The 16,742-nt window shown below is 70.9% G+C and carries 9 protein-coding genes; 1 reads left to right on the top strand and 8 read right to left on the bottom strand.

Going from position 1 to position 16,742, the window contains the following annotated elements:
- Positions 1-155: 155 nt before the first annotated feature.
- The 6 genes from hypE to IE263_RS29245 form a co-directional block, all read right to left on the bottom strand.
- Complete coding sequence (hypE, locus tag IE263_RS29270; protein ID WP_308430777.1) at positions 156-1,214, bottom strand: hydrogenase expression/formation protein HypE; 1,059 nt, start codon at positions 1,212-1,214, stop codon at positions 156-158.
- 483 nt (positions 1,215-1,697) lie between these two features.
- The gene (locus tag IE263_RS29265; protein ID WP_189940822.1) at positions 1,698-2,717 is read right to left on the bottom strand and encodes a nitroreductase/quinone reductase family protein; all 1,020 of its coding nucleotides are present in this window, start codon (positions 2,715-2,717) and stop codon (positions 1,698-1,700) included.
- Between the two features lie 131 nt (positions 2,718-2,848).
- On the bottom strand, positions 2,849-5,530 hold the full coding sequence (gene adhE / locus IE263_RS29260; RefSeq protein ID WP_189940821.1) for a bifunctional acetaldehyde-CoA/alcohol dehydrogenase: 2,682 nt from the start codon (positions 5,528-5,530) through the stop codon (positions 2,849-2,851).
- Between the two features lie 322 nt (positions 5,531-5,852).
- Positions 5,853-7,910 (bottom strand): PTS fructose transporter subunit IIABC, encoded by a 2,058-nt coding sequence (locus IE263_RS29255; RefSeq protein ID WP_189940820.1) that lies wholly within the window; start codon positions 7,908-7,910, stop codon positions 5,853-5,855.
- A gap of 142 nt (positions 7,911-8,052) precedes the next feature.
- A complete protein-coding gene (locus IE263_RS29250; RefSeq protein ID WP_189940819.1) occupies positions 8,053-8,778 on the bottom strand; it encodes a CBS domain-containing protein in 726 nt (241 codons plus the stop codon).
- Positions 8,779-9,161: 383 nt separating this feature from the next.
- Positions 9,162-10,364, bottom strand: coding sequence for an IS110 family RNA-guided transposase (locus IE263_RS29245; protein WP_189940818.1), 1,203 nt, complete (start codon positions 10,362-10,364; stop codon positions 9,162-9,164).
- A gap of 498 nt (positions 10,365-10,862) precedes the next feature.
- Here IE263_RS29245 and IE263_RS29240 point away from each other — a divergent pair, with 498 nt between their 5' ends.
- Positions 10,863-11,771, top strand: a complete 909-nt coding sequence (locus IE263_RS29240) for a universal stress protein (RefSeq protein WP_189940817.1) — start codon at positions 10,863-10,865, stop codon at positions 11,769-11,771.
- A 397-nt stretch (positions 11,772-12,168) separates the two neighbouring features.
- Here the strand turns inward: IE263_RS29240 and cydD are convergent, their stop codons facing one another.
- Entirely contained in the window at positions 12,169-15,699 is a 3,531-nt protein-coding gene (gene cydD, locus IE263_RS29235) for a thiol reductant ABC exporter subunit CydD (protein ID WP_189940816.1), read from the bottom strand.
- Between the two features lie 44 nt (positions 15,700-15,743).
- Positions 15,744-16,739, bottom strand: coding sequence for a cytochrome d ubiquinol oxidase subunit II (gene cydB / locus IE263_RS29230; protein ID WP_189940815.1), 996 nt, complete (start codon positions 16,737-16,739; stop codon positions 15,744-15,746).
- Between the last annotated feature and the right edge of the window lie 3 nt (positions 16,740-16,742).

Below are 16,742 nucleotides of genomic sequence, written 5' to 3'. Positions count from 1 at the left end.
GGCCGTCCGCAGCTGGGCGCACCGTACTTCGCCGATTCCGCTCAGCCCCCGCGGCCGTTCCCGAGGTGCCGGGGATGGCGGACGGTCGGACGGCCGGAATCTGCCGCTCGCTTCGGCCGGCGGCTCAGGGCCCGTCCCCTTCGCTCGAACAACGGTCAGCAGATCCGCGGTAGTTGCTCACCCAGCGGCATCTCCACGATCCGCCGGGCGCCCACCAGGGTCCGCAGCGTCACCCGCCCACGCCGCCCCTCCGGAAGCACCTCGCCGATGCGCACGGCCTGGGCCCCCTCGGGTACGGACCGCATGATGGCCAGGGCCTCGTCGGCCACGGAGGCGGTGACAAAGGCGACCAGGCACCCCTCGTTGGCCACGACCAGCGGGTCGAGGCCGAGCAGGTCACAGGCGGAGGCGACAGCCTCGGGGACCGGGATCGCGCCTTCGTCGATCTCGACGGCGACCGACGAGTCGCGGGCGATCTCGTTGAGGGCAGCTGCGAGCCCGCCCCGGGTCGGGTCGCGCAGGACGTGGACATGCGGGCCGAGCGGCGACATGGCCCGCACAAGCCGGTGCAGCGGCTGGGTGTCGGACGCGATGTCGCTGTCGAAGCCGAGGCCCTCCCGCGTGCTGAGCACGGTCGTGCCGTGCAGCCCGATCGGTCCGGACAGCAGCACCGCGTCGCCCGGACGGGCCAGGACGGCGGACGGGTGCAGCGAACCGGATCGCTGCCCGATGCCGGTGGTGTTGATGAACAGCTTGTCGGCCGCGCCACGCCCTACGACCTTGGTGTCCCCGGTGACGACGGGCACGCCGACGGCCTTCGCGGCCTTTCCCAACGAGCCGAGAACGGACCGGAGTTCGCTCAGCGGCAGCCCCTCTTCGACGATGAGGGAGACGGACAGGGCGAGAGGCCGGGCGCCGCGCATGGCGAGGTCGTTGACCGTACCGTGGACGGCGAGGGACCCGATGTCCCCGCCGGGGAAGAACAACGGGCTGACGACGAAGCTGTCCGTACTGATCACCAGGTCGGGGCTCCCCGGCAGCAGCGCCGCGTCCTCCATCGGGCCCGGTGCGCCGTCCAGGGCGGGCAGGATCAGCTGGTCCAGCAGTTCCGCGGTCAGGCGCCCGCCGGCTCCGTGGCCCAGCAGGACGACCTCGTCCTTCGTCGTCGGCCGACGCGTCCGTCGCTCGCCGTTCGGCGCCCACATCGGACCCATCACCCACGCCGTCCTGCATCACGCCACCGCCCCCGTCGCCGTCGTCCCGCACGACTGACAGTGATGCCCTGGGCGGCTCAAGTCTCGTTGCGCGCGGTATCCGGGGCAAAACGAGACACCGTTCTCGCGTGAGACCGGTGGATCATCTCCAGGCGGTTGGCGGTTGGCGGTTGGCGGATGGCAACACGCACACGAGCGGGCACCGCCGCCTCGCTGCGACGGTACCCCGGTCCTGGGAGCTGGTCTGGCCAGCCGAGCCGGTCAGAGCAGCCAGCGGTTGCGGCTGACGAACGGCAGGCGTGTCCACGCCTTGCCCAGTCCCCAGGCGGCGTCGGCCCCATCGGCCGCGAGGGCTATTGATCTTGCGGGGATCAGCCCGCGCCACAAGGGGCTTCGCCCTTCTCCGCTTCGGCCAGTGAGTCGAATGGGCGCAACCGCTACTCGTGGCACTGTCGTTGATGGACGCGCTGAAGGCTCCGTCGGTCACCTCAACAGGCGCACCAGTGCCCACCCGGTGACGGCAGCGACCGTGCCCGCCATCAGCAACCCGGCGAGTACGCCGATGCCCGCGATCAGCAAGGGAGACTGGCCCGGTTGCCACAACGGCATCGTCACTGAGAAGAAGACAGCCAGTCCGGCCAGCCAGGCTGCCGCAGTGGCCGGAATCCATTTCCAGGCGTCGGTGACGTGTCGGTGCAGCACCCACCACTGCGCGGTGCCCAGGCTGAGCAGCACAAGCACCCCGTCGACGGCTGCCAGGCCGGCGACAGCGGGCGAGAAGCCGACCCGCGGAGCCACAAGAGAGGGCAGCAGCCCCAGCATCCAGGCGAAGCCGGCGGCCACCGCCGTGGCGGCCACCCAGCGGCGAGGCCGCAGATCGGGCATCACCCGGGCGAGCACATGGGCCTGAGCCGCGCCCAGCAGCGCTCCCTCTGCCGTCCCCGCCGCCACCAGCATCGGCCAGGCGATCGCCGTGGAGGCGTCGCTGGCGATGGCCCCCGCGGCCGCAGGGACGCAGAAGCCCGCAGCCTCTCCCAGTGTTGTCCATCGCCACCACTGCCCCCAGAGCCGCAGCCCAGCCGGCGCTGACGGCTCGCCGACAGGGCCTGAGCGCTTGGGCTCCGCACTAGGGACACCGTCGGACGACAAGGTGACCACGATCAGGGGATCATCCCTGCTGATCCGGACGTGTGGATGTCGCCGACCGTAAGCCCTTTCCGCTGCGATACGGCCGGGATGACCAACTGGCACCAGGCGGCCGATGCCTTCGTAGGTCACTCTGTCGACCAGAACACCGACCTCATGGGGCTGGGTGAAGTTCCGCCACCACTGTTTGTCGGCAGCGCGACCTGCGAGCACGACGAGTTGATCGTCCTCGCGCGCATACTGCACAGGCAGTGTCACAGGGCGCCCGGTGCGACGCCCCAGGAATGCCAGTGCACACAGGCCGGGCACTGCCGCCTGCCACCGCGATCGGAGCAACGCCAGGACGATGCGGTTCACCCACCGGGTCCGGTGCACCGCTATGGCTGAGACAGCCGCCGGTCTGTTCTCTGCATCCATACCTCAAGGCTCTCTGCGGTCGGAGTTACGTACGCCAGGGCCGAACGGCCCTGGCGTACGTACGGTCGGCCCTACGTGCCGGGCGTGTTCACACGGCCGTAGTAGGCGGTGCGCATGATCTCTTGCATGTCGTCGAGCATGGGCATCCGCGGGTTCGCGGGTGCGCACTGGTCCTCGTAGGCGTTGAGCGCCTGCCGGGGCAGGGCGTCCAGGAAGGTCTTCTCGTCGATGCCGAGGGATTCGAAGGTGGGCTCGATGCCGACTGCGTCGCGGAGGCGTTCCACAGCGGTGGCCAGGGATTCGACACCCTCTGCCGGGGTGGCGGCGGGCAGGCCCAGGGTGCGGGCGATGTCCTGGAAGCGTTCGGGGGCGCGGTAGTTCTCGTACTTGGGCCAGCCCGTGAGCTTGGTCGGGACGGTGCCGTTGTAGCGGATGACGTGCGGCAGCAGGACTGCGTTGGTGCGGCCGTGGGCGATGTGGAAGGTGGCGCCGAGGGTGTGGGACATGGCGTGGACTATGCCGAGGAAGGCGTTGCCGAAGGCCATGCCTGCGATGGTGCCTGCGTTGTGCATCTTCTCCCGGGCCTCCGACGAAGCCTCGCGGTGGTTCACCGCCGACTCGATGTTGTCGAAGATCAGGCGGATAGCGTGCAGGGCGAGGCCGTCGGTGAAGTCGTTGGCGTACACGGACACGTACGCCTCGATGGCGTGGGTGAGGGCGTCGAAGCCGCTGTCGGCGGCCAGTGCCGGGGGCAGCTCGGTGGTGAGCAGCGGGTCGACGATGGCCACGCTGGGGGTGAGCGCGTAGTCGGCGAGTGGGTACTTCTTGCCTGTCGCGGGGTCGGAGATGACGGCGAAGGGGGTGACCTCGGCGCCGGTGCCTGAGGTTGTGGGGACGCACACCAGGCGGGCGAGCTTGCCCAGGACGGGGAAGCGGAAGGCGCGCTTGCGGATGTCGGAGAACTTCTGCCGCATGTCGGCGAAGTCGACGTCCTCGCCGTCGGCCTGCTGCTCGTACAGCAGCCACATCACCTTGGCGGCGTCCATGGGCGAGCCGCCGCCCAGCGCGATGATGGTGTCCGGGCGGAAGTCGCCCATGAGGCGGGCGCCGCGTCGGACGGAGTCGATGCTGGGTTCCGGCTCGACATTGTCGATGATCTGCAGCGTCACAGGCTCGGGACGGCGCTTGAGGACGCGGTTGATGCGGTCGACGAAGCCGAGGCGGGTCATGGTCGCGTCGGTGACGATCGTGACGCGGTGGACGTCGGGCATGGAGGCGAGGTAGCGGATGGCCTGCGGCTCGAAGTAGATCTTCGGCGGGACCTTGAACCACTGCAGGTTGTTGTGGCGGCTGCCGACCCGCTTGATGTTCAACAGGTTTGCAGCGGACACGTTGTTGGACACCGAGGTGCTGCCCCAGGAGCCGCAGCCCAAAGTGAGGGACGGCAGCAGGCTGTTGTAGATGCCGCCGATGGCGCCCTGTGAAGAGGGCGAGTTGACGATGACGCGTACGGTCTTCATGCGCTTCCCGTATGCCTCCGCGAGCGCCGGGTCGCCGGTGTGGATGACCGCGCTGTGGCCCTGGCCGTGGAAGGCGACCATGTCGGCGGCCAGGTCGAAGCCCTGGTCCTCGGAGCCGGCGCGCAGCACGGTGAGCACCGGGCAGAGCTTCTCGCGGGTCAACGGCTCGTCCGGGCCGACCCGTTCGGCCTCGACGAGGATGAGGGACGTGTCTTCGGGCACGCTGAACCCGGCCTGCTGCGCGATCCACGCCGGGCTCTGGCCGACGGCCACGGCGTTCACCTTGGGCTCGCAGCCGCTGCTCGACGCGTTGACGGGGAACAGGTACGTCTCCAGCTTCCGCTTCTCCTCAGCGGTCGCCAGGTGGGCGTGCAGCGTGCGGAACTCGGCGAGTGCCGCGTCGTAGATCTCGGTGTCCAGGATGACTGCCTGCTCGGAGGCGCAGATCATGCCGTTGTCGAACGACTTCGACAACACCAGGTCGTTGACGGCCCGGCGCAGCTTCGCGCTCTTGTGGACATAGGCGGGGACGTTGCCAGCTCCCACGCCCAGGGCGGGCTTGCCGGCTGAGTAGGCGGCCTTGACCATGGCGTTGCCGCCGGTGGCGAGGATCAGAGCGACCCCCGGGTGGTGCATGAGCGTGCCCGTCGCCTCGATGGACGGGGTCTCGATCCACTGCACGCAGTGCTCGGGCGCACCCGCGGCGAGGGCCGCGTCGCGCACGATGCGGGCCGCCTCCGCGCTGCAGCGCTGGGCCGAGGGGTGGAAGGCGAAGACGATCGGATTGCGGGTCTTCAGCGCCATGAGGGCCTTGAAGATCGTGGTGGAGGTCGGGTTGGTGACGGGAGTGATCGCGCACACCACACCGACGGGCTCGGCCACCTCGATCACGTCGTCGATGTCGTCGCGGGCGACGACCCCGACGGTCTTCATCTTCCCCATGCTGTGCGTGACGTGCTCGCACGCGAACATGTTCTTCGCGGCCTTGTCCTCGAAGACGCCGCGACCGGTTTCCTCTACGGCGAGCAGGGCGAGTTCGGTGTGCCGGTCCAGGGCGGCGACGGAGGCCTTCTTGACGATGTGGTCGACCTGTTCCTGGTCGAGGGCCTCGTAGTCGGCGAGCGCCTTCAGCCCGTTCGTGACCAGCCGGTCCACGGCGATCGCGGTGTCGGAGGGCCCGCCCTCGGAGTCCTTCGGGGCAGCGGTCCGGTTGCGGTCGTCCTTACGGGACATGGAACTACGCCTCCTTGGTCGGAATTGCCGAAGCCGGGGCTTCGGCCCTCGTACCGGGAGCGGCACCGCGAGGGTTCGGTACCGCTCCCATCACCACTGTCGCTCCTGGCATGCCCGCCATTGCGGTGCCGAAGGTCCCCGCTGGGGTCCCGGTCGGCCCCCATTTGGTGGACCGGACCGTCCTTGGTTCCCGAAGGGAACGGACGGAGCGCCGGGGCTGGCATCCGGCAACTCCGGGGGAGAAGGCCGCGCTGCCGGCGCCTGCGGAGCTACGCCGAGTGGAGCCGCCGCGGGCGTCGCGCGGCGGCTCCTTCCCTGTGGATCAGGCTGCTGCCTTGTAGGTGTCGGGCAGCCTGTCCGCCGCGGACGTCTCCGCGCCCGCCGTGGTGGCTGGGTCTTCCGACTCGTCCTTGCGCATCCCCTTCAGGGCGATGACCAGACCCGCGGTGACCGCCGTACCGGCGGCGATCGCCACCAGGTAGAGCAGCGGGCTGCCGATCAGCGGAACCACGAAGGCGCCGCCGTGCGGGGCGCGCAATGTCGCGCCAAAGGCCATCGACAGGGCGCCGGTGACCGCGCCGCCCGCCATGGAGGCGGGGATGACGCGCAGTGGGTCGGCGGCTGCGAACGGGATCGCGCCCTCGCTGATGAAGGAGGCGCCGAGCACCCAGGCCGCCTTGCCGTTCTCCCGCTCAGCCGTGGTGAACAGCTTCTTGCGCAGGGTGGTAGCGAGCGCCATGCCCAGCGGCGGGACCATGCCCGCGGCCATGACGGCAGCCATGACCTTCATGGCGGAGTCGCTGGGGTCGGCGACGGTGATGCCGGCGGTGGCGAAGGTGTACGCGACCTTGTTGACCGGTCCGCCGAGGTCGAAGCACATCATCAGGCCGAGCAGGACGCCCAGCACGATGGCGTTGGTGCCGGACAGTCCGTCAAGCCAGTCGGTCATGGCTTCCTGGGCCTCGGCGATGGGCTTGCCGATGACCACGAACATCAGGAACCCGACCACGATCGAGGAGATCAGGGGGATCACGACCACCGGCATGATGCCGCGCAGAGCCGCCGGGATGTCGATGCGCTGGATCGCGAGGACCACACCACCGGCGATCAGACCGGCGGCCAGGCCCCCGAGGAAGCCGGCGCCGATGGTCGACGCGATCATGCCGCCGACGAAGCCGGGGACGAGGCCTGGCCGGTCCGCCATGCCGTACGCGATGTAGCCGGCCAGCACCGGGACCAGGAACCCGAAGGCCACGGCGCCGATCTGGAAGGCGAGCGCGCCCCAGCTGTCTACCTGGCCCCAGTCGAAGTGTTCCGTGACCGGCTTGGCCCCGTTGATCTCGTAGCCGCCGATCGCGAAGCCGAGGGCGATCAGCAGACCGCCCGCGGCGACGAACGGGACCATGTAACTCACGCCGGACATCAGCCACTTGCGGAGCTTGGTTCCGTAGCCGTCGCCGGGTTCGCCGGCCCGCTCCACCGGGGTCCCGCCCTTCGCGGCTGCTGTGACCTCTCCGCGCGCGGCCTTCGCCCTGACCTCGGAGATCAGCTCACCCGGCCGGTTGATGCCCGCCTTCACCCCGACATCCACGGTCGGCTTCCCGGCGAAGCGTTCCTTCTCCCGGACCGGCAGGTCGTGCGCGAAGATGACGCCGTCGGCGGCGGCGATGACCGCCGGGGCGAGCCGGGTGAATCCGGCCGAGCCCTGCGTCTCGACGACGATCTCGACGTCACCGGCGTCACGGCCGGCGTTCTCCAGCGACTCGGCGGCCATGTAGGTGTGCGCGATGCCGGTGGGGCAGGAGGTGACGGCGACGATACGGAAGGGTTCCCCTGTGCCGGGTTCCTCGGAGGAGGCCGTTCCAGCCGACGCCGCCGCGGATTCTTCGGTGCTCGCGGGACTCGTGCTGCTCTCGGTGCTCTGGGTGTCCTCGCCGCGGATCAGGGCTGCGGCGGTGGCCGCGTCGTCCACGGACCGCAGCGTGGCCGTGAACTCGGGGTTCATCAACTGCCGGGCCAGCGACGACAGGATTGTCAGATGGGCGTCGTCCGCGCCCGCCGGGGCGGCGATCAGGAAAATCAGATCCGCCGGGCCGTCCGTGGCGCCGAAGTCCACGCCGCGCGGGCTGCGCCCGAAGGCCAGGCTCGGGTGGGTGACGTGGGTGGAACGGGCGTGCGGGATGCCGATCCCTCCCTCCAGGCCGGTGGGCATCTGCTGCTCGCGAGCGGCGATGTCGGCGAGGAACCCGTCGAGGTCGGTGACCCGGCCCTGGTCGGCCAGGCGCTCGGCGAGCGCGCGGACGGCCTCGTCCTTGCTTCCGGCCTCGAGGTGAAGGTCGATCAGTCGGGGATTGATGAGGGGGACTGCGGACGCGGTCATGTGCTCTGCTCCTTGCAGGCGGGCCCGGCTGTGCGGGGTGGGGCGGGAAAAGGGGAGGTGGCGGTGGTGCGGGCATCGCCGGGCTCAGAGGCCGGGATAGCCGTGGCTGTCCTGGCGGTACGCCGCCGAAGCGACGTCGGGATCACCGCTCCGGGAGCCAGTGATGGGCGATCCGGCGCGAGGGGTGTGTCTCGGGCGGGCGGGTGTCGTCGATACGGAAGGTGAGGCTGCTCATCACGCCCACGACGCCGTCCACCTTCCAGACCAGCTGGACCGCCAGCGGGATGTCGCTGCGGTGCTCCAGGCGACCTTCCAGCGTGGCCACGCCGTCGCGGACGGACACGATCACGGTGTGCGGCGGCAAGCACATGGCGCGGGTCAGGACCTCGTCGATGATCTCCTGGCGGATTTCCTCGTCGGTACGCAGGAAGACCCTCAGCAGATCACGACGGGTGGCGATGCCGATGAGGCGGTCCTCCTCGTCGACCACGGGCAGCCGTTCGATGTGGTGACGCTCCATCACCCGGGCTGCGTCCGCGACGCGTTGCTCCGGGTGCACCGTGATCGCGGGCGTCGACATCAGCTGCCCCGCAGTCGTGGCGCGGGCTTCGGCGGCCCTGCGCCGTGCCTTCCGGCGCAGGGCGGAGAGCGGGAAGCGGCGTCCCGGGTCCCGTTCGGCCTGAGCCGCCTGTCGGCGTACCAGATCGGTCTCGGAGATCACGCCCACGACCTTGTCGTCGGCGTCCACCACCGGCAGGCCGCTGATCCGATGCTGGTCCAGCAGCCGCGCCACATCCTTGAACGGCGTCTCCCGGCGGGCGCCGATGACCTCGCTGGTCATCACCTCGCCGACCTTGCAGGTCTTCATGGCTGTTTCCCCCTCTCCTTCACCGCTTCACGCGGAGCGCGACCGGTCTGTGGTGCGTACGGCGCCCGCGGGCCTACCCGGACACCGCCGGGGGTCGTGCCCCCGGGGGTGTGCATCGGCGGGCCGGAACTCGCGGGTTCGAGCGGCCGGCTCGGCCGTTGCCGTCCCTTCGGACTGTCCCGGGTAGCCGGCCCTCCGATGCCACTCCAGCCTCGCTTTCCTCGGTGTGCAGGGGGAGGGGCCGACCGGCCCGGGCTCCCGGGCCGAACCGTCCGCTCACCGGCCGGTCCGGGTGGGACTGGTGGGCCTGCAACGCCGAAGATCCGAAGAGCGGGCGGCCCGGCTCGCCGTGGCCCCCCGGGGGGGTGCCTCTATGTCTTTCGTCAAGCGAGGCGTGGGGTTCTGGCTTCGTAGAAGGTGCCGTCGCGGAGCATCGCGAAGAGCACGTTGATCCGTTGTCGGGCAAGGCGGAGGAGGGCTTGGGTGTGGGTCTTTCCTCGGGCTCGGCATCGGTCGTAGTAGGTGCGGGAGGCGGGGTCGTGCAGGGCGGCGAACGCGGACAGGAACATCGCGCGTTTGAGCTGGCGGTTTCCGCTTCTGGGTGCGTGTTCGCCGTGGATCGAGGTCCCGGACGACTTCGTGGCCGGGGCGAGGCCGGCGTAGGAGGCGAGGTGGGCGGCAGTGGGGAAGCTGGTGCCGTCGCCGACGGTGACCAGCAGCGTGGCGGCGGTCCTGACCGCGATCCCCGGCATCGAGGTCAGGACTTTGGAAAGAGGGTGTGCCTCCAGCAGGGCACTGATCTGGGCTTCTGTGGCCCGGCGTTGTTCGTGGACGGCGCCGAGCGAGCGGGCCAGGGAGGGGATCACGATGTCGAGGGTGCCGGTGCCCGGGACGACGACGGTCTGCTCGTCGAGGGCCTCGAAGACCTCGTCGATCAGCCGGACTGCCATGCGCGGGGCCTTGTGCCGGATGACCTCAACGAGCTTGCGGCGTCCGGCCTTTCGCAAGCTGGCCGGGGATCCGTAGCGTTCCAGCAGCCAGGTCACGGCCTGGTGGTCCAGGCGCGGGCCGAGGACCCGCTCGAGGCTGGGGTGGAACTGGGTGAGCAGGCCGCGTATCCGGTTGCTGGTGCGGGTGGCCTCGGCCGCCAGGTCCTGGTCGAAGCCGACGAGGACCGTGAGCTCGGCGGTGATCTCGTCGGTCAGTTCCAGCGAGCGCAGCGTGTGCGGCATGGTGCGGGCCGCGTCCGCGATCACAGCCGCGTCGCGGGCGTCGGTCTTCGCCTCGCCGGGGTAGAGGTCGGCGATCCGCCGCATCGACAGGCCCGGCAAGTAGGCGACCTTGCAGTCGGCATCCCGGGCCACTGTCAGCGGCAGGGCGCCTATCGAAGCGGGCTGGTCGACGATCACCAGGACGGTGCCGAACTTGGCCTTCAGCTTCTCGAAGACGTCCCGCAGTTTCGGCTCGGTGTTCGGCAGTTGCTTGTCGAAGACCTTCTTGCCGGCCGGGGTGAGCCCGTGGCCGTGATGGTTCGTCTTGCCGACGTCCAGGCCGAGGAAGACGCCTATCTCGTCGCTGTCGTTCAAGCCGTCCTCCCCCCCCGAACGGATGTCGTGCGTGCTGGCCTGGGCGTCGGCGTCGTGCGCGCATCCACGTTATGCAGACCTGCCACCCGCGTATGGCCGGGCCTTGCGCTCGGCGGGGCGGTAGTCGGTCCTCTCATCAGCGTCTCCAACGGCGCCTCTCGAGCCCGGTGACACCACCCCCCAGGTCATCCGTTCGACAGGGGGGACCAGTCATGCCCGGGCCCGGAGGCCAGCGGTCCCATTGCGGAACCGCGAAGAAGATAACGGGGGGGGGCGATCGCAGGCCGGCGCAGGACGGAAGGGCCGCTGCCGACCACGCTCATGACGGAAGCACCTGCAGGCGCGCGGCGCCGCAGCCGTGCGAGCGCCGCGCCGAGGCCCGCGACTTGCCCAAATGGGCCAGGGAGCCCAAGGGCAGGGCCCGTCCGGCCCCTGCCCATAGCCCGGTGTTCGTCACAGGCTTGATGGTGGACATATGGATCCGAGGAGGCACAGGTTATGGATCGATACGTAGTCGCGGGGATCGACGCTTCTCCCGAGAGCCGCGCCGCCGCTCACTGGGCGGCCCGGGAAGCCCTGCGCCGAGGCATGAGGCTGCGGCTCCTGCACGCATGGCAACTGCACCCGCGTCCCGCCGCCAACGTGCCCATGGACATGACCGAGCGAGGCTGGGCACGGCAGATGCTCAAGGAGGCCTCGGACAGCGTCCGCGCCGCGCACCCCGGGCTCGAAGTCGTCGAGCAGCAGGTGCAGGCCTCACCGGCCGCTGCCCTGCTGGAGGCGGGGGAGCGGGCTGAGCTGCTGGTGCTCGGGTCCCGCGGGCTCAGCGGTGTCGCGGGCTTCCTGCTCGGCTCGGTGTCCGCGCGGGTCGTCGCCAGGTCGCCGCGCCCCGTGGTGCTGGTCCGCGCGGGTGAGAGCGTCACTGACGAACACTTCCCGGTTCCCGGCGGTGTCTCTCCGGACGAGATCCCCGAGATTCCGTACCGCGATGTCGTCCTCGGCCTCGACACCAGCCAACCCTGCGACGAGCTCATCGAGTTCGCCTTCGAGACCGCCCGGCGCTGCTGCGCCGCGCTGCGCGTGATCCACACCTTCACGGTCCCGCCGGGGTACGCCACCGCCGACCGGGTCGCCCCGCCGCCCGGCCCGGAGCTCCTCGCGGAGCACGAACACGCCGTGGTCGCGACGCTGCGTCCGTGGTGTGAGAAGTTCCCCGAGGTCGCCGTCACCAAGACGGTCGTCGAAGGCCGGGCGGCCACCGAACTGACCCGCGCCGCTTCCGGATCGGCCCTTGTCGTCGTGGGACGCCGGATCCGGGACAGCCGCCTCGGCCCCCGTACCGGCCCGGTCACCCACGCGGTGTTGCATCATGCCGGCTGCCCCGTCGCTGTCGTCCCGCACGTCTGAACCAGTGCCCGAAACCGGCAGTCGTCCACCTCGCGAACGTGGCGGACGACGCCGCTGCCGCGACCTGGCGCAAAGGAGCAACTGACCAGGCGGTGGGAAGCGCGCTCCCTCGCGCCACCGACGCGAAGGCGCACAGGACCGAGCCGCGCGCCCACCACCGCCAGGCCGAGGCGGCGGCCGGAGTGCAACCGTGGATGGCGCTTTCCTCCTGCGACGACGTTTGTCCGCGGTCCCTTGGGCACCGAGACCTGACTCGTTCGGCTGCGAGGCCGGGTGCCCGTGGTCGTTCTGCAATGCGAAGCGGTCGGTCGAGCCTGGGGGCGGGTGGGTTGCCAGGAGCCGGCGGACTTCCGCCACGGTGAGCGGGACCAGGTGACGGAACCGTCTCTGCATGCTCTCAGGCCGCCACTCGGACCGGTTCGGAGGTCCGCTCCCTCTCCGCCGTCGACCGCAACGGGCCCGGTACGGCGATGAGTTCCGCCCAGGTGCCGCGCTGCACCACGCGGCCGTGGTCGAGGACGAGGATCTCGTCGACGTCCTCCAGGCCGGCCAGGCGGTGGGTGATCAGCACGGTCGCGCGTCCCCGCGCGGCCGCGAGCAGATCCGCCGTGAGCGCGTCGGCGGTGGGCAGGTCGAGATGCTCGGCGGGTTCGTCGAGGACGAGGACGGGGAAGTCGGCGAGCAACGCGCGTGCCAGGGCCAGGCGTTGACGCTGGCCGCCGGAGAGTCGTGCGCCGTGCTCGCCGACCGGGGTGTCCAGGCCGTCGGGCAGGGTGCGTACCCAGGCGTCGAGCCTGGCCCCGGCCAGTGCCGCCCACAGGTCCTGGTCGGTGCTGTCGGGGCGGGCGAGGCGGAGGTTCTCACGCAGGGAGCTGTCGAAGACGTACGCGTCCTGGGCGCACAGGCCGACAGCGTGCCGTACGTCTTCCGCGGACAGGGCGGTCGCGTCGGCGCCGGCGAGTGTGTAGGTACCGGTCTCCGGGTCGAGGAACCGTAGCAGCACGTGGGCCAGCGTGGTCTTGCCGGAGCCGCTCGGGCCGACGACCGCGATCCGGCGCCCGGGCGCGAGGTCCAGGTCGATGCCGATGAGCGCCGGTTCGCGGCGGCCGGGCCACATGGCACTCAGGCCGCGCAGCCGGAGGGGGAAGGACGGCTGGGGGAGCGGGGCCGGATGCTCGGGCTCCAGGACCGGCGCAGGGGCGTCGACGACATCGAGGACCCGTTCTGCGGCACGACGGCTGCGCTGCCGGACCTGCGCGGCGGCCGGTAGCCCGGCGACAGCCTCGAAGGTGGCGAGCGGGGTGAGGAGCAGCACGGCGAGCAGCACGCCGTCCAGACGTCCGGCGGCCACGGCCTGTACGCCCACGGCCGCACAGGCGGTGGTCGTCAGCCCCGCGACCAGAGTGACCAGTCCCGAGCCGAGTCCCGCGGTGGCGGCCGAACGGGCGGTGATCCGGGTCAGACGCCGGTCCACGGCTCGTACGGCGGCCAGTCGGCGGGGCAGCGCTCCGGTCACCGTGAGTTCGGCGGTGCCGGACAGGGCGTCCAGGACGGCGGTGGCCAGCTCGCCGCGGGCCGGTGCCTGGCGTCGTTCGGTCTGGCGTGAGGCCGCCGCGGTCAGCAGCGGTACGCCCGCTCCGGCGAGCAGTAGCCCGATGGCGAGAATCATGCCGGCGGAGGGCAGCACCAGGCCCACCAGCACGGAGGCCGCCGTGCCGACCAGGGCCGCGGCGGTGGCCGGGAGCCGGGAGCGCAGCAGGTAGTCCTGCACGGAGTCGACGTCGGTGACGAACCGGGAAAGCAGGTCCCCCTTCCGGTACAGCCGCAGCCCGCCCGGGGCCAGTCGTTCCAGCCGTGCGTAGACGGTTGCCCTGAGGCTGCCGAGGCCTCGCAGCACGGCGTCATGGGCCACGAGCCGCTCGGCGTACCGCAGCACGCTGCGCCCGATACCGAAGGCGCGTACGCAGGTCACCGCCACCATCAGATGCAGTACCGGCGGCTGCTGCGCGGCACGCGAGATCAGCCAGCCGGATGTCCCCATGAGCGCGACGGCGCACCCGAGCGCGAGCGCGCCCAGCAGCATGGCCAGGGCGAGCCGACTCCGTACAGGGCCCCTGACCGCCATCCGGACCAGCCGTCGCAGTGGGGGACTCGCCATGGTGCCGGGGACGAGCCCGGCGTCCGGCGTGTGCCGCGCCGCATCGGCGGGGCGGTCCACGGGACCAGGCAGGGACGGGGCCGCACCGACGAAGCGCTCCGGAGCGATGGCCGATCCGTCCGCACTGGCGGTCGCACCGGCCTCGGCAGCCGGAGTGCGCAGCTCGACGCATCGGTCGGCGAGGGCCGGCAGGGCCAGGCGGTGAGAGGTCAGGATCACCGTACGGGTGGCGGACAGGCGGCGGACGGAGTCGGTGATCGCGGACTCGGTCTCGGCGTCCAGGTGGGCGGTCGGTTCGTCGAGGAGGACGAGGGGGCGGTCGGTGAGGAAGACGCGCGCGAGGGCGACGCGTTGGCGTTGTCCGGCGGAGAGGCCGGTGCCGTTCTCGCCGAGGACGAGGTCGTCCGGGATGTCGAGGGCGTGGGCGTCGCACAGCGCCGAGCGCACTTCGGTGTCGGTGGCCTCGGGCCTGGCGAGGCGGACGTTGTCGGCGACGGTTCCGGCGATGAGGTGCGGATGCTGTGGGACCCAGGAGATCTTGCGGTGCCACTGCTCGGGGTCGATGTCCCGCAGGTCGCGGTCGCCGACGGTAACCGTGCCGACTGCCGGGGTGGTGAAGCCGAGCAGGACCGACAGGACGCTCGTCTTGCCGGCCCCGGAGGGCCCGGCGAGTGCGACCGTCTCGCCGGGCCGGATCGTCAGGGACAGGTTGTCGACGGCGGGTGCGGGCCGGCCGGGATGGGTCACGGTCAGATTGCTGAGGGTGATGGGGGTGGCGGAGAGGTCCGGAACATCGGCGTGGCCACGCCGGGGGAGCGGAGTCTCCAGTACGTCGAAGATCTTCCCGGCGGCCGTGAGGCCTTCCACGCTGGCGTGGTAGTGGACACCCACCGCCCGGATGGGGGCGTACGCCTCCGGTGCGAGGACCAGCACCAGCAGCCCGGTGTACAGATCGAGCCCGCCCTCGACCATGCGCAGGCCGATGCTCACCGCGACGAGTGCGACGGACAGCGTCGAGAGCAGTTCCAGGGCGAAGGAGGAGACGAAGGCGATCCGCAGGGTGCGCAGGGTCGCCCGGCGGTACTCATCGGTGATCCGCCGGATAGCCGTCGCCTGCGCCCGGGCCCGCCCGAAGACTTTCAGCGTGGGCAGGCCCGCCACCACGTCCAGGAAGTGGTGGGAGAGGCGGGACAGGGTCCGCCACTGACGGTCCGTCTGCCGCTGGGTGGCCAGTCCGATGAGCACCATGAACAGCGGGATCAGCGGCAGCGTGGCCGCGATGATCGCCGCCGAGAGCCAGTCGGCGGTGACGATCCTGGTGAGTACGACGACCGGGACGATGACGGAGAGGGCCAACTGCGGCACGTACCGGCCGAAATAGTCGTCGAGGGCGTCCACCCCTCGCGTCGCGAGTGTGGTGAGCTCTCCGGTGCGCTGCGCGGTCACGAAGTCCGGGCCGAGCGCGGTTGCGTGATCCATCAGGCGCCCGCGCAGTTCGGACTTCACGGCCGCGGAGGCGCGGTGCGCGGCGGTCTCCGTGAACCAGGCGACCGCCGCCCGCCCCGCCGAGACGGCGATCAGCAGGAGCAGGGACCCGCGCAGGGAGCCCAGGCCCCGGCCGTTCTGGAAGGCTCCGACCACCACTTCGGCGATGACCGCCGCCTGGACGACGAGCAGCGCGGCGCCGATCGTGCCGAGAGCCACCGAAGCGGCTAGAAAGAGCCGGGTGGCGCGGGCGTAATGGAGCAGCCGCGGGTCTACGGGCTTCATCGCGTGTGCCTTTCAGGCTTGGAGACTGACGCGGCTGCGGGTTGTCAGGCCGGGATGTGTTCGACGCCGATGCGCTTGCGGAACACCCAGTACGTCCAGCCCTGGTAGAGCAGGACGACGGGGGTCATGATCGCCGCGACCCAGGTCATGACCGTCAGCGTGTACGCCGACGAGGAGGCGTTGCTCACCGTCAGGCTCCACGCCGTGTCGAGGCTGGACGGCATCACGTCCGGGTACAGCGCGAGGAAGAGCATCGCGACGGCCCCGGCGACGGTGACCCCGGACAACGCGAACGCCCAGCCCTCGCGCGCCCGTTGGTTCGCGGCGAGCGCGCCGAGCAGCGCGACGACCGTGAGGACCAGCGCGACGAGGCTGCGCACGTTGCCGCCGCTGCCCTGGGTCCACAGCAGGAAGACCAGCGCGAGCCCGGCGGTGGCGAGGCCTGCCCGGGCGGCCAGGGTCCGGGCCCGGTCGCGGATGTCGCCGCGCGTCTTGAGCGCCGCGAACACCGCGCCGTGGAAGGTGAACAGGGCGAGCGTGACGAGGCCGCCGAGGAGGGCGTACGGGTTGAGCAGGTCGAGGACCGTGCCGGCGTACTCGCCCTCGGCGTCGATCTTCACACCGTGGACGATGTTCGCGAAGGCCACACCCCACAGGAACGCGGGCAGCAGGGAGGTCCAGAACAGGGCGTGCTCCCAGTTGCGTTTCCACCGGGCGTCCTCGCGCTTGCCCCGGTACTCGAAGGCGACGACCCGGACGATCAGGCAGACCAGGATGGCCAGCAGCGGCAGGTAGAAGCCGCTGAACAGGGTGGCGTACCAGGCCGGGAAGGCGGCGAAGGTGGCGCCGCCGGCGGTGAGGAGCCAGACCTCGTTGCCGTCCCAGACCGGGCCGACCGTGTTGATCAGTACCCGGCGCTCGGCCTCGTCGCGGGCGAGCAGCTTCGTGAGGATGCCGACCCCGAAGTCGAAGCCCTCCAGGAAGAAGTAGCCGATCCACAGGACGGCGATCAGGGCGAACCAGATGTCGTGCAGTTCCATGGC

This window comes from Streptomyces aurantiogriseus (assembly GCF_014649375.1).
In the GTDB taxonomy this organism is placed as follows: Bacteria; Actinomycetota; Actinomycetes; order Streptomycetales; family Streptomycetaceae; genus Streptomyces; species Streptomyces aurantiogriseus.
Note: the sequence above shows the minus strand (reverse complement) of the source record. Positions and strands in the feature narration are given on the sequence as shown.

Bases quoted from the DNA above. Each gene is read 5' to 3' on its own strand.
- hypE (WP_308430777.1), bottom strand. From the start codon at position 1,214: ATGGGTCCGATGTGGGCGCCGAACGGCGAGCGACGGACGCGTCGGCCG.
- adhE (WP_189940821.1), bottom strand. From the start codon at position 5,530: ATGTCCCGTAAGGACGACCGCAACCGGACCGCTGCCCCGAAGGACTCC.
- IE263_RS29255 (WP_189940820.1), bottom strand. From the start codon at position 7,910: ATGACCGCGTCCGCAGTCCCCCTCATCAATCCCCGACTGATCGACCTT.
- IE263_RS29250 (WP_189940819.1), bottom strand. From the start codon at position 8,778: ATGAAGACCTGCAAGGTCGGCGAGGTGATGACCAGCGAGGTCATCGGC.
- IE263_RS29240 (WP_189940817.1), top strand. From the start codon at position 10,863: ATGGATCGATACGTAGTCGCGGGGATCGACGCTTCTCCCGAGAGCCGC.
- cydD (WP_189940816.1), bottom strand. From the start codon at position 15,699: ATGAAGCCCGTAGACCCGCGGCTGCTCCATTACGCCCGCGCCACCCGG.
- cydB (WP_189940815.1), bottom strand. From the start codon at position 16,739: ATGGAACTGCACGACATCTGGTTCGCCCTGATCGCCGTCCTGTGGATC.